15 protein-coding genes and 1 pseudogene are annotated in these 12,366 nt (G+C 27.6%); 7 read left to right on the top strand and 9 right to left on the bottom strand.

All coding sequences use genetic code 11. From position 1 onward, the window contains the following. The 5 genes from QM495_RS05920 to QM495_RS05940 form a co-directional block, all read right to left on the bottom strand. The coding region (locus QM495_RS05920; RefSeq protein ID WP_408671190.1) for a rhomboid family intramembrane serine protease at window positions 1-303 on the bottom strand (303 nt) is incomplete at its 3' end. 18 nt (window positions 304-321) lie between these two features. Further along, window positions 322-2,136: a DNA mismatch repair endonuclease MutL gene (gene mutL / locus QM495_RS05925; protein WP_408671191.1), complete on the bottom strand. Its 1,815-nt coding sequence runs from the start codon at window positions 2,134-2,136 to the stop codon at window positions 322-324. Beyond that, window positions 2,137-2,421, bottom strand: coding sequence for a riboflavin synthase subunit beta (locus QM495_RS05930; RefSeq protein ID WP_408671192.1), 285 nt, complete (start codon window positions 2,419-2,421; stop codon window positions 2,137-2,139). Window positions 2,422-2,479: 58 nt separating this feature from the next. Then, window positions 2,480-2,959 carry a 6,7-dimethyl-8-ribityllumazine synthase gene (gene ribH / locus QM495_RS05935; RefSeq protein ID WP_408671193.1) on the bottom strand — a complete coding sequence of 160 codons (480 nt, stop codon included), beginning with the start codon at window positions 2,957-2,959 and terminating at the stop codon, window positions 2,480-2,482. 6 nt (window positions 2,960-2,965) lie between these two features. Then, complete coding sequence (locus QM495_RS05940; RefSeq protein ID WP_408671194.1) at window positions 2,966-3,730, bottom strand: tetratricopeptide repeat protein; 765 nt, start codon at window positions 3,728-3,730, stop codon at window positions 2,966-2,968. A 113-nt stretch (window positions 3,731-3,843) separates the two neighbouring features. Here QM495_RS05940 and recF point away from each other — a divergent pair, with 113 nt between their 5' ends. Both recF and QM495_RS05950 read left to right on the top strand, forming a co-directional pair. Next, window positions 3,844-4,923 carry a DNA replication/repair protein RecF gene (gene recF / locus QM495_RS05945; protein ID WP_408671195.1) on the top strand — a complete coding sequence of 360 codons (1,080 nt, stop codon included), beginning with the start codon at window positions 3,844-3,846 and terminating at the stop codon, window positions 4,921-4,923. Then, on the top strand, window positions 4,923-5,219 hold the full coding sequence (locus QM495_RS05950) for a DUF721 domain-containing protein (protein WP_408671196.1): 297 nt from the start codon (window positions 4,923-4,925) through the stop codon (window positions 5,217-5,219). The genes recF and QM495_RS05950 overlap by 1 nt, the downstream gene beginning before the upstream one ends. A 57-nt stretch (window positions 5,220-5,276) precedes the next feature. Here the strand turns inward: QM495_RS05950 and QM495_RS05955 are convergent, their stop codons facing one another. Together QM495_RS05955 and QM495_RS05960 are read right to left on the bottom strand one after the other, a co-directional pair. After that, window positions 5,277-5,696, bottom strand: coding sequence for a nucleoside-diphosphate kinase (locus tag QM495_RS05955; protein ID WP_408671197.1), 420 nt, complete (start codon window positions 5,694-5,696; stop codon window positions 5,277-5,279). A gap of 68 nt (window positions 5,697-5,764) precedes the next feature. Further along, on the bottom strand, window positions 5,765-6,805 hold the full coding sequence (locus tag QM495_RS05960; protein ID WP_408671198.1) for an alkaline phosphatase D family protein: 1,041 nt from the start codon (window positions 6,803-6,805) through the stop codon (window positions 5,765-5,767). Between the two features lie 82 nt (window positions 6,806-6,887). On the opposite strand from QM495_RS05960, the gene QM495_RS05965 reads away from it, so the two are divergent. Genes QM495_RS05965 through QM495_RS05985 form a run of 5 tightly spaced genes read left to right on the top strand, consistent with a single transcriptional unit; the run spans window position 6,888 to window position 10,862 of the window. Next, window positions 6,888-7,919: a DHH family phosphoesterase gene (locus QM495_RS05965; protein WP_408671199.1), complete on the top strand. Its 1,032-nt coding sequence runs from the start codon at window positions 6,888-6,890 to the stop codon at window positions 7,917-7,919. After that, window positions 7,909-8,457, top strand: a complete 549-nt coding sequence (gene gldI, locus QM495_RS05970) for a gliding motility-associated peptidyl-prolyl isomerase GldI (protein WP_408671200.1) — start codon at window positions 7,909-7,911, stop codon at window positions 8,455-8,457. Before QM495_RS05965 ends, gldI begins: the two co-directional genes overlap by 11 nt. After that, complete coding sequence (locus QM495_RS05975) at window positions 8,444-9,172, top strand: FKBP-type peptidyl-prolyl cis-trans isomerase (protein WP_408671201.1); 729 nt, start codon at window positions 8,444-8,446, stop codon at window positions 9,170-9,172. Before gldI ends, QM495_RS05975 begins: the two co-directional genes overlap by 14 nt. A gap of 2 nt (window positions 9,173-9,174) precedes the next feature. After that, on the top strand, window positions 9,175-10,284 hold the full coding sequence (locus QM495_RS05980; RefSeq protein ID WP_408671202.1) for a peptidylprolyl isomerase: 1,110 nt from the start codon (window positions 9,175-9,177) through the stop codon (window positions 10,282-10,284). Window positions 10,285-10,292: 8 nt separating this feature from the next. Beyond that, entirely contained in the window at window positions 10,293-10,862 is a 570-nt protein-coding gene (locus QM495_RS05985; protein ID WP_408671203.1) for a phosphatase PAP2 family protein, read from the top strand. Here the strand turns inward: QM495_RS05985 and QM495_RS05990 are convergent. Both QM495_RS05990 and QM495_RS05995 read right to left on the bottom strand, forming a co-directional pair. Beyond that, a complete protein-coding gene (locus QM495_RS05990; RefSeq protein ID WP_408671204.1) occupies window positions 10,852-11,532 on the bottom strand; it encodes a hypothetical protein in 681 nt (226 codons plus the stop codon). The genes QM495_RS05985 and QM495_RS05990 overlap by 11 nt on opposite strands. A 12-nt stretch (window positions 11,533-11,544) precedes the next feature. Continuing rightward, a pseudogene (locus tag QM495_RS05995) lies at window positions 11,545-12,366 on the bottom strand (hypothetical protein); the annotation flags it as partial.

Consider the following 12,366-nt stretch of genomic DNA (forward strand, 5'->3'; position numbering starts at 1 on the left):
TGTGTAAATAGCACCAGCTCCTAATCCGGCTGAAAAGTAAAAGAATAAAAATTTATTTCTGCCCCACATTTGTTCTAAAGGTGTTCCAAAAGCCCATAATCCGTACATATTAAATAAAATATGTGAAAATCCTCCATGCATAAACATATGTGTTACAAATTGCCAAAATCCAAACTGAGGGTTTTCAGGGAAATATAGGGCAAACATATTTTGTAAACCTAAATTAGGTGCTAATTGAGGTAGTATAAAAAATAGTACATTTATAATTATTAAATGCTTAACAGCTTCAGTAATTCTTCCCATAATTTTTAATAACAAGTATTAATTGTTAAATTTTTTATCAATTTCTTCAATAGCTTCTGTAACAAAAGTAGTTTTCCCAAAGGGTGACATATCTGGTTGCTTGCAAATAAATAATTTATTTACAATTTCTTCTTGCTCTTTTAAATCTAATTTTGTTCCTGTTTTAATAGCTAAACTTTTTGCCAAACTTTTTGCCATAATATCTAACTGACTAAAACTAGCATTTGGTACATCGTTTTTTATATCTTCTAATAATTGTTCAATTATAATAGTAATCTGACTTTCAGTAATAGTAACAGGTATTCCTTTTACAATAATAGTATCATCTAAAATTTTATCAAATAAAAATCCAACACTTTCTAAATCTTCTTTAATTTCTTTAATTAATTCAATATCATCTTTATTAAATGAAATTTCTAAAGGAAACAATAATTGTTGACTCATTGCTTCTTTAACAGTGATATTTTCTAAAAATTCTTCATATAAAATGCGTTGATGGGCTAAATGCTGATTGATATACACAATTCCAGATTTAATGCTGCTTACAATATATTTTTTATGAATTTGATAGGTTTTACTAGTTATTTTTTCTTCTGAAAAAAGTGAAGTATTTACAGTTTCGGATTCAACCTCAATATTTTGAATGTCAATTCCAGTATATAAATGTTCCCATTGTTCTGTACTTTCCCTTTTATACGGAAATTTAGTAGCTTTTTGTTCGTCACTTTTAAAGGGGTTAAAATCTGGATTTACAGTTACTTTTGGTGTGTCAGATTTTTTATCTTTAAAGTTATAAGGTGTATCAAATGAAGCACTTCTTTCAAAATCTAATATTGGTGCAACATTATATTGTCCTAAACTATGCTTTACAGTTGAGCGTAAAATGGCATACAACGTTTTTTCATCTTCAAACTTAATTTCAGTTTTTGTTGGATGAATATTAATATCAATACTTTTTGTAGGTACCGTTAAGTATAAAAAATACGTTGGAAAATAACCATTAGAAAGTAAACTTTCAAAAGCATTAGTTACTGCGTGGTTTAAGTATGCATTTTTTATAAAGCGGTCATTTACAAAAAAAAACTGTTCGCCTCTTTTTTTCTTAGCAAACTCAGGTTTTGTAATAAAACCTTTTATTTCAAGAACATCAGTTACCTCATTGATAGGAACTAGTTTTTCGTTGGTTTTTTTTCCAAAAATAGCAACAATTCGTTGTCTTAAGTTACTTGTACTTAAGTTGTAAACTTCACTTTTATTATGGTAAAATGAAAATGAAATATTTGGGTGAGCTAGTGCAACTCGCTGAAATTCATTAATAATATGGCGGGTTTCAATACTATTAGATTTTAAAAAATTTCTTCGAGCTGGAATGTTGTAAAATAAATTTTTTACTGCTATTGAAGTTCCTTTAGGTGTAGAAGTATTTTCTTGAAAAATAAGCGAACTACCTTTAATTTTTATATGTGTACCTAATTCTTGATTTTCTTGTTTCGATTTTAAATCAACATGTGCAATGGCAGCAATAGATGCTAATGCTTCACCTCTAAAGCCTTTAGTGTTTAAATTAAATAAATCTTCTGCCTTTTTTATTTTTGAAGTAGCGTGACGCTCAAAACTCAATCGAGCATCTGTTTGGCTCATCCCTTTGCCATTATCAATTACCTGAATAAGTAATTTACCAGCTTCTTTAATAATTAATGTTATGTTCGTTGCTTTTGCATCAATTGCATTTTCTAGTAATTCTTTTACTACGGAAGAAGGGCGTTGCACAACTTCACCAGCTGCAATTTGATTTGCGACATGGTCTGGTAATAATTGAATAATATCTGGCATCTAAAATGGATTCTTAAATATTGATAAGTCAAAATCAATAATATATAAAAATATAAAAACTAAAACAGCAATAATAATTAAAATGGTTTTATTAAATCCTTTATTTTTATCATTTTCGCTTTCTTCAAATGCAGATTTAAATTTTTCTTTAACTCCTTTATTACTTCCTACAGTAGTTCTGTATTCATCAAATTTATGACCTATTTGAAAAGGGTTTCCCTCCCCTTTAAAATATCTAGGTTTATAATCAAATTTTTTATTTGTATGTTTTTTCAAAAATCCCATAAAAATCAAAAATACTGAATTCTGAAGTTGTGGTCAAGTTTTGTGAATAAGAAGTCTGTTAAAACTCTCTTAAAGCTGCCATTTTAATAGCTGCAATTGCACATTCTATCCCTTTATTTCCGTGTTTCCCACCAGATCGATCTATAGATTGTTGTTTGGTGTTGTCAGTTAATACACAAAAAATAACTGGCACATCATATTTAATATTTAAATCTTTAATGCCTTGCGTTACACCATCACAAACAAAATCAAAATGTTTAGTTTCTCCTTGTATAACATTTCCAATAGCAATTATGGCATCTAATTTTTGAGTAGCTAACATATGTTTGCAACCGTAAATAAGTTCAAAACTGCCTGGTACATCCCAACGAAGTATATTTTCTTTTAGAGTTCCGTTTTCTAAAAGAGCAGCTTCGGCTCCTAAATATAAGTTTTCAGTAATATTAGGATTCCATTCAGAAACAACAATCCCAAATCGAAAATTTTTCGCATTTGGGATTGTTGCTTTATCGTAATTAGATAAATTAGTTGTTGCCATTACAGCTTATTTTTTTGAAGCGTACATTGCTTTGTTGATGTAAATATCAATTTTCTTAGCTTCATCTGAAGCTGGGTAATCTTTTTTGATTCTATTGAAGATATTTAATGCTTTTGAAAACTTTTCTAAATCCATCGCTGTGTTTCCAGCTTTGAAAAGAAAGAATGGACTAGAAAAATTATTATCTTTTAAATCGGCTGCTTTTAAATAATATTCTAAAGCATCTTCTGGTTGATTAATATCTGCAAATGCATCTCCAATTGCACCTTTTGCAGTTGGACCTAATAATTCATCATCTGAAGAAAATTCTTCTAAATATTTAATAGCTTCTTTATAGTTTTTTAATTTTAAGTAAGAAATACCTGCATAGTAGTTTGCTAAATTTCCTGCTTTTGTTCCGCTATATTGACTAGCAATATCTACAAAACCTAATTTTCCATCAGCACCATTTAAACCTAATGTATATAATGAATCTACAGCAACTGTACTAATTTTAGTTTTTTCAAAATAAATTTTTGGAAATGCTAACTCATTTGCAGCTTCTTTTTCTTTAGGAGCTTTAATGTATTTTTGATAAGGTAAATACCCTAAAATTAAAACTACGATTAAACCTAAAACTATAAATATTGTTTTTTGGTTTTTAATAATGAATTTTTCTGACCTTGAAGCAGTCTCATCTAATGTATTAAATACCTCAGCTGTTGTTGAATGTTCTTCAATTTTGTTTTGCCCTTTTTTAGCTTTGCTTCCTGTCTTTTTATATGTTGCCATTTATTATAATAATTTGTAGCCGCAAAAATAGCCTTTTTAATTGAAAAGTAAAAATGCAATTATATCAAAATTACCATTTATTTTCAATAATTTTAAACTTTCAAAAAAAATAGATGCACTTACGAAAAATTACACTTGTAAATTTTAAAAATTTTGAGTCTCAAACATTTGATTTTCAGACTAAAATTAATTGTTTTGTTGGGGATAATGGCGTTGGAAAAACCAATATTTTAGATGCTATTTATTATTTGTCTTTTGCTAAAAGTTACTTTAATCCTGTAGCTACTCAAAATATTAGACATTCAGAAGAGTTTTTTATGGTTGAAGGCGAGTATCAAATTAACGATAAAGTTGATACAGTTGTTTGTAGTTTAAAACGAGGTCATAAAAAAGTAGTAAAGCGTAATGGTAAAGTTTATGATAAATTTTCTGACCATATAGGTTATTTACCATTAGTTATTATTTCACCTGCCGATAGAGATTTAATAACTGATGGAAGTGATATAAGAAGAAAGTTTATTGATAATGTAATTTCGCAATCAGATAATAAATATTTACAAACAGTAATTAAGTATAATAAAGTATTAGCTCAGCGTAATTCATTATTAAAATATTTTGCATTAAATAGAACTTTTGATGCTATTAATTTAAAAGTGTATGATGAGCAATTAATGAAGTATGGAAGTGTTATTTATGAAAAGCGTATCGCTTTTTTAGAAGAATTTATTCCAATTTTTAAAAATAGGTATGAAGCAATATCAAATGGTATTGAAAAAGTAAATTTAGTGTATAAAACTCAATTAAATGAAATTGGTTTTTTAGAATTATTTGAACAAAATTTAGAACGTGATAGAGTACTTCAATACACAAGTTCAGGGATACATAAAGATGATTTAACTTTTGAAATTGATGGGTATTCTATTAAAAAATTTGGTTCGCAAGGACAGCAAAAATCATATTTAATAGCTTTAAAGTTAGCGCAATTCGATTTTATAAAAAAGCAATCTAAAGTTAAACCAATATTATTATTAGATGATATTTTTGATAAGTTAGATGATATGCGTGTAACTCAAATTATAAACTTGGTAAATAATAATGAATTTGGACAATTATTTATAAGTGATACGCATAAAGAACGTACAGAAAATGCAGTTAAAATAACAAAACAACCTTATAAAATATTTCAATTATAATGGCAAAACGGCAAAATGAATTTCATTCTATTCAAGATTTAATGAAGGATGTAATAAAAGAAAACAAATTAACAAAAGGAATGCAGCAACTTTCTGTTAAAGATGCTTGGGCTAAATTAATGGGAAATGGTGTTGTTTCTTATACAAATAACATACAGTTAAATGGTAAAACTTTAATTGTAAATTTAAAATCTTCGGTTTTAAGAGAAGAATTAAGTCATGGAAAAGATAAAATTATTAAGATGATGAATGAAGAATTGGGAGAAGATTTAATTTCGAGAATTATATTAATTTAATAAAAAAACCGTTGCAAAAGTAACGGTTTTTTTTATGTGTTTTATAAAAGTGTATGATTAAAACATTTCTCTACCAGAAAAATGAAAAGCACTTTCAATTGCTGCATTTTCATCACTATCAGATCCGTGAACTGCATTTTCTCCCATAGAAGTTGCATATAATTTCCGAATAGTTCCTTCAGCTGCATCAGCAGGATTAGTAGCTCCAATTAAAACTCTAAAATCTTCTACTGCGTTTTCTTTTTCTAAAATAGCAGCTACAATTGGACCACGAGTCATAAATTCAACGAGTTCGCCAAAAAATGGACGTTCATTATGAATTGCATAAAATTCTTCAGCATCAGCTACTGTCATTTGTGTTTTTTTCATTGCTACAATTCTAAAACCTGCAGCATTAATTTTTTCTAAAATTGCTCCTGTATAACCTTTTTCAACTGAATCAGGCTTAAGCATTGTAAATGTTCTATTTGTTGCCATTTTTATTTATCTTAATAATTTTTAAGTGGGGCAAATATAGTATTTTCCAATTAAAAATTTATTCACCACTAATATTTTTGAGTTAAGGTTTCGTAAAGTTTATTATTTTTACCTCTAATCTCCATTTGTACCGATTTATTTTTAAAATTAAATTTTAAAATACCAAAACTTTTATTAGAAACTACATTGCCAATTCTAAATTTATTAGCTTCTTCCTTAAAATTAGAGTACGAATGTGTTAAACCACTAGAAGTAAAATCAATTAGAGGATAGTTTAAACCTTTAACTTCTTTTTTGGAAAATTCAGAAATATGTCGATCTCCAGAAAGGATAATTGCATTTTTTGTTTTGGTTGAAATTAGGAGGTTTTCTAATTTTTCAACTTCGGAAGGCATATTTCCCCAAGTTTCAAATCCATGTTCAGCTGATAAAAATTGAATGCTACTCATAATTATGGTATAAGAAGCTTTGGAATTTTTTAATTGTTGTTGCAACCATTTCCATTGTTTTTTACCTAGCATTGTAGCATTTGTGTCTGTTGTTGGTTTATACCTTTTTTTTGATGAGCTATCATTAGTTAATGCTGTTCTAAAATAGCGAGTATCTAATAAAATTATTTTTATAGTTTCGTTAGCTATGGTATAATCTTTAGAATAATAAACACCTTCTTGCGTTCTTCTTTTATCATTTTTAGGCACCTCAAAAAAGTCTAAAAATAATTGTTGTGATTCTACTTTTTTAGGATATTCAGTTCCTCCATCATTTACACCATAATCGTGGTCATCCCAAGTTGCTAGTATTTCAATTTTTTTCCTAAAATTTAAATAATCAACATTTTGTTTTTGTTTTAAATAATTTTCTTGTAAATAAGCCATATCTTCAGTGTCAGAGTAAATTACATCACCACCCCAAACCCAAATATTCGGATTATTTTTTTCAATTTCTCCCCAAAAAGTATTGGGTAAATTTTGATTATTACAAGAACCAAAAGCTATTACAAAATCACTTGGTGATTTAATTGTTAAAGAAATTTCGGGTGTGGGTTTTTCTGCTGTTTTACAAGATATAAAAGCAAATAGTATGATTAAAAGTGTTTTAAAATAGCTCATTTTCAATTTTTTAATTATTAGGATAAGCAAATATACATTGCTTAACTGAAAAAATATAGTATTATTTGTATATTTGCTCCTTATGAATGTAGATGAAATAAAGGAAATAAAAGAGTTGCTTTCAACTCCTAAAAATATAGTTATTGTACCACATAGAAATCCAGATGGCGATGCCATTGGAGCTAGTTTAGCGATGTACCATTATTTAAAAAATAATGGACATCATGCAACTGTAGTTTCTCCAAATGATTATCCAGCATTTTTAAAATGGTTACCAGACTCTGAAGAGGGTTTTAAATTTGATATGCAAAATAGGCAATCAAAAAGTTGTATTGATGAGGCATCAATTATTTTTTTGTTAGATTTTAATGCATTGCATAGAGTAGGTAGCGATATGCAAAATTACCTTGAGAATTATAAAGGTACTTTTATGATGATTGATCATCATCAACAACCCGATAACATTGCTAAATATTTGTATTCAGATATTTCTATTTGTTCAACTTGTCAAATGGTGTATCACTTTTTAGAGAAATTAGATGATGTAAATGCTATTGATGCTGATATTGCTAGTTGTCTATATACTGGAATTATGACTGATACAGGTTCTTTTAGATTCCCTTCTACGACTAGTGTAACACATAGAATTATAGCAGATTTAATAGATAAAGGAGCTGATAATGCTAAAATACATAATAATGTTTATGATACAAATTCTTATGGAAGGTTACAGCTTTTAGGGTGTGCACTAAGCAATTTAGTAGTAATTGAAGAATTAAAAACGGCCTATATAACTTTAAGTCAGAATGAATTAAACGAGTTTAATTATGAAAAAGGAGATACAGAAGGTGTTGTTAATTATGCTTTATCTCTAGAAGGAGTTATTTTTGCTGCTATTTTTATTGAAGATGTAGATCAAGAAATTATTAAAATTTCTTTAAGATCAAAAGGTGATTTTTCTGTAAATAACTTTTCAAGAGAACATTTTAATGGTGGTGGGCACAACAACGCTGCAGGAGGAAAGTCACAATTATCTTTAGAAGAAACCGTTAAAGAATTTATAAAAGTACTTCCTAATTACAAAACAGCATTAATAAACTCATATGAAGATTAGTTTTTTACTTTTTATTATTTCTCTAACAATAATATCTTGTAGCGATAAAATTGCTCGTAAACCAGTTGTAAGGAAAACAGCTACTTTTATGAAAGAATCTGTTTTACATAATAAGTCTTTAATTTTAGAAGAAGAAAATGCATTTAAAAAACTAATAAAATTAGATTCGTTAAGTACTTATGTATCCTCATCAAATGGATTTTGGTACACAGTTGAAGAAAAAGACTCGAGTAATAAATATATGCCAAAATTTGGTGACGAACTTACTTATACTTATGAAGTTTATGATATAAATAATTCAATTATTTATACTTCTGAAGAAATTGGGGAACAAGTATATTTTGTAGATCAACAAGAAATAGTAGAAGGCTTAAGAAATGGTCTAAAATTAATGAGCGAAGGCGATAAATTCACTTTTTTATTTCCATCTCACAAAGTTTTCGGATATTTAGGCGATCAAAAAAAAATAAGTATTAATCAACCATTAATTTATAAAGTTCAATTAAATAAAATTAAAAAGAAAAATGAAAGTAATTAAATTTTTAATTGTTGTAGTATTAATTTCAACAATAGTATCATGTAATAACCAAGGAATTACAAAAAAACCTTTAAAAAGTGAATTAGATACCGTAAGTTATGTTTTAGGATTAGACATTGCTAATAAGCTAAAAGGAAACTTTGATGATGTTGACAGAGATCTTTTTATTCAAGGAGTTATCAGTGGAATTGATTCTACAGATATTTTGATAGAAAAACAAAAAATCGATGGTATTTTAAGGACGTTTTTTAAAAACAGACAAGTTAAAATGAGAGAAAAGCAACAAGCAGAGGCGTTGAAAAAAGCAGAAGCTGACTTTGGAGATGTTAAAGCTGAAGGAATTAAATTTTTAGAAGAAAATAAAACTAAAGAAGGAGTTAAAGTAACTGACAGCGGCTTACAATATTTAGTTTTAAAAAAAGGTTCTGGTAAAAAACCAGTAGCAACTTCAAAAGTAAAAGTTCATTATCATGGTACTTTACTTGATGGAACTGTTTTTGATAGTTCTGTAGACAAAGGAACACCTGCTGAATTTGGTGTAAATAGAGTTATAAAAGGATGGACTGAAGGATTACAATTAATGAATGTAGGAGCTAAATACAAATTTTTCATTCCTCAAGAATTGGCTTACGGAGCTACTCCAAGAAAAGGAGGTAAAATAAGACCATTTGATGTATTAATTTTTGAAGTAGAATTATTAGAAATTACAAAATAAATATGAAACAAATTAAATTATTTGCAATTATTGTTTTAAGTATGGCAACTTCCTGTAAACCAACTAAATATGCTGATTTAGCTGATGGTTTATATGCAGATATGGAAACTAATAAAGGTGAAATTTTACTGAAATTAGAATTTGAGAAAACACCAGTAACAGTTGCAAATTTTGTATCCTTAGCAGAAGGTACAAATGAACAATTAGCAGATTCTTTAAAAGGCAAACCATATTATAATGGCGTTACTTTTCATAGAGTTATTAATAATTTTATGATTCAAGGTGGTGATCCAACTGGAACAGGTGAAGGAAATCCAGGATATAAATTTAAAGATGAATTTCCTAAAGATGAAAATGGTCAACTGTTGTTAAAACATGACAGAGCAGGTATTTTATCAATGGCAAACTCTGGTCCAACAACAAACGGAAGTCAATTTTTTATAACTCATAAAGAAACTTCATGGCTAGATGGTAAGCATACTGTTTTTGGAAGTGTTATAAAAGGGCAAGCGGTTGTTGATTCAATTGTTCAAAATGATACTATTAATACGGTTAAAATTATTAAAGTAGGGAAGGCTGCAAGGAAATTTAGAGCAGCTAAAGAGTTTACTAACTATTTCGAAAACTTTGCCAAAGAAAAAAAAATAATTGAGAAAGAAATAAAGACTGCACAAGATAACTTTGTTATTAAAGTTAATGAGAATGCTAATAAATTTATTGAGTTACCATCAGGTTTAAAATATGTTATTACCGAAACTAAAAATGGTGAATTCCCTAAAAAAGGAGTGAATGTTAAAGTGAATTATGCAGGTTATTTTACAGACGGTAGATTGTTTGATACAAGTTATAAGGAAGTAGCAAAGTCGTACCAAGTTTATGATCATATTCGTGATGATAAAGGTGGTTATGCACCATTTACAACTGTTTATAGCTCTGAAGCACGTCTAATCCCTGGATTTAGAGAAGGTTTACAACAAATGAAGATTGGAGATAAAGCACTATTATTTATTCCATCTCATTTAGGTTATGGAGCTCAAGGTGCAGGAGGTGTAGTTCCTCCTAATACCGATTTAGTTTTTGAATTGGAATTGGTTGGTTTAGCAATAAAATAAAGAATTAGATGTTAGATTTTTTAATTCATAAGGATATAGAATTATTTATCTACCTCAATAATTTAGGTAATGTACAATGGGATGGATTTTGGCTATTTATTACAAATAAATTCACCTTTATTCCATTGTATATTTTCTTATTGTTTTTAACCTATAAACAGCTTGGTTTTAAAAAAATGTTGATTGTTTTACTATTTGCAGTATTATTAATTACACTTTCTGACCAAACCAGTAACCTTTTTAAATATAGTTTTAAGCGCTTGAGACCTTGCCATAATGATGCTATAGCTTCTGCTATAAGAATAGTTAGGGAAGGATGTGGAGGTTTATATGGCTATTTTTCTGGTCATGCTATTAATTCAATGGCAATAGCTGTTTTTTTTGGCTTACTATTAAAAAATAAATATAGCTATTTATTTTTTATTTTAATATTTTGGGCATTAATAACTGCGTATAGTAGAATATATGTTGGCGTACATTATCCTTTAGATGTAATTACCGGAATGCTATTTGGTATTTTATACGGAACACTGTTTAATAAAATATTAATCTATTTTTTGAAAAAAATTAAGAATTAGCAGAAAAAATTTCCTTTTTATTCAGTGGATTTAGAAATATTAAAAAGAATATAACCGCAAAAGCTAATTCATATAACTCCCATTTTTTCTCCGAGTGAACAAAAACAATGAATCCAGTAGCAATTAAAAATGCAATAGTGTGATGCCATTTTACAATAGGTACTGCAAATAAATTTGCTATTTTTTTTATAAAAGCCACTTTTCTATATAAAATTGGTAAAATAAGAATGTATATAACTAATACAATTGTTAATAACTGACTGAAAATAATTTTGTTAACTTTTTCACCATCAACTACCATATTGTGTAAGTTAGTTTCATGTTGCGCATTATTTTTAATAAAATATTCTGAAGATTGGATATTGAATATACGTTGACCCCATGAAATTTCCTCACCAGAAGCAAAAAGGAAAGCAATTGCCATTACCAAAATTCCTAATTTCCAATAGGCATTTTTATGTTTAAAAAAATTAAAGAAATAATAAAATAATAGTATGCTAGAACATAACAACATTACAAATTGGCTGTTTTCAACAAACCCATCTTCAACGGCATAAGCCGTATCAAAATAATTTAAATTGGTATAAGCATAATAAAATCCTATTGCAAAAGCTATAATTAAAAATATATAGCCAAGAATATCTGTTTTAGTAAGTGTTTTAATTTTCATATATCAAAAGTACTATTTTTTTGAAACTAAATAAAATTGTCTAATTAACCTTTCTTTCATTTTAGAACCCATATTAAAATTATATGTTTCTATTAATTGAATGGTGTAATTTTTTTTAAGTAATGAAGTGATAATTTTAACATTATAATTCATCATTAATAATCCAAATTGGCTGGATTTAGGGATTGTTAATTCTTCCTTTTTGTAAATATTTTTTATAATACCTTTGTAATTCCATAGCATTTCTGGTGAAATTTTACCAATAGAATAGGTGTTAATATTGTATTTTTCTTCGTACTGGTGAATTGTAGATATCGCATTATAGTTAGTATTTTGATTTAAACTTTTTGAAATGGGTAATCCAAAGGTAATAGCTGAAACCATAAAAAATATCGTTAAATAAAACACCTTATTTATTTTTTTAAAATACAAATTTCGTAAGATTAAAATACTTATAAAAACCAAAGCAATTGAAGTTAATATATAGCTTGTTAAATGCATTGTGATAGCATCTCTTAAAAGTATATACACAATAATTGGAAACGAAATACCAATTATAGCAATGAGTCCAAAATTAAAGTAAACAGGTAATGTTTCTTTTTTAGGTTTTAATGTGGGAAAATTGGTAATTAAATATTGTATATAAAAACCAGTATTAATTGCTAAAGGAATTAAAACAGGTACTAAATATCGTGCTTTTTTCTCAGGTATTATTGAAAGTAAGACCACCGCACCTATTGTCCACCAAAATGATAATTTGTATACTTTTTTGTTAGTTACTTTATCAATTAAATATGGATACAACAAACTAATAAATGCAGGAATTGTCCATAA

The sequence above is a fragment of the Lutibacter sp. genome, from assembly GCF_046055765.1.
GTDB lineage: Bacteria > Bacteroidota > Bacteroidia > Flavobacteriales > Flavobacteriaceae > Lutibacter.

Bases quoted from the DNA above. Each gene is read 5' to 3' on its own strand.
- mutL (WP_408671191.1), bottom strand. From the start codon at position 2,136: ATGCCAGATATTATTCAATTATTACCAGACCATGTCGCAAATCAAATT.
- QM495_RS05990 (WP_408671204.1), bottom strand. From the start codon at position 11,532: ATGAAAATTAAAACACTTACTAAAACAGATATTCTTGGCTATATATTT.
- QM495_RS05955 (WP_408671197.1), bottom strand. From the start codon at position 5,696: ATGGCAACAAATAGAACATTTACAATGCTTAAGCCTGATTCAGTTGAA.
- QM495_RS05980 (WP_408671202.1), top strand. From the start codon at position 9,175: ATGAAACAAATTAAATTATTTGCAATTATTGTTTTAAGTATGGCAACT.
- QM495_RS05965 (WP_408671199.1), top strand. From the start codon at position 6,888: ATGAATGTAGATGAAATAAAGGAAATAAAAGAGTTGCTTTCAACTCCT.
- QM495_RS05985 (WP_408671203.1), top strand. From the start codon at position 10,293: ATGTTAGATTTTTTAATTCATAAGGATATAGAATTATTTATCTACCTC.
- QM495_RS05930 (WP_408671192.1), bottom strand. From the start codon at position 2,421: ATGGGATTTTTGAAAAAACATACAAATAAAAAATTTGATTATAAACCT.
- QM495_RS05950 (WP_408671196.1), top strand. From the start codon at position 4,923: ATGGCAAAACGGCAAAATGAATTTCATTCTATTCAAGATTTAATGAAG.
- QM495_RS05940 (WP_408671194.1), bottom strand. From the start codon at position 3,730: ATGGCAACATATAAAAAGACAGGAAGCAAAGCTAAAAAAGGGCAAAAC.
- ribH (WP_408671193.1), bottom strand. From the start codon at position 2,959: ATGGCAACAACTAATTTATCTAATTACGATAAAGCAACAATCCCAAAT.
- QM495_RS05960 (WP_408671198.1), bottom strand. From the start codon at position 6,805: ATGAGCTATTTTAAAACACTTTTAATCATACTATTTGCTTTTATATCT.
- recF (WP_408671195.1), top strand. From the start codon at position 3,844: ATGCACTTACGAAAAATTACACTTGTAAATTTTAAAAATTTTGAGTCT.
- QM495_RS05975 (WP_408671201.1), top strand. From the start codon at position 8,444: ATGAAAGTAATTAAATTTTTAATTGTTGTAGTATTAATTTCAACAATA.
- gldI (WP_408671200.1), top strand. From the start codon at position 7,909: ATGAAGATTAGTTTTTTACTTTTTATTATTTCTCTAACAATAATATCT.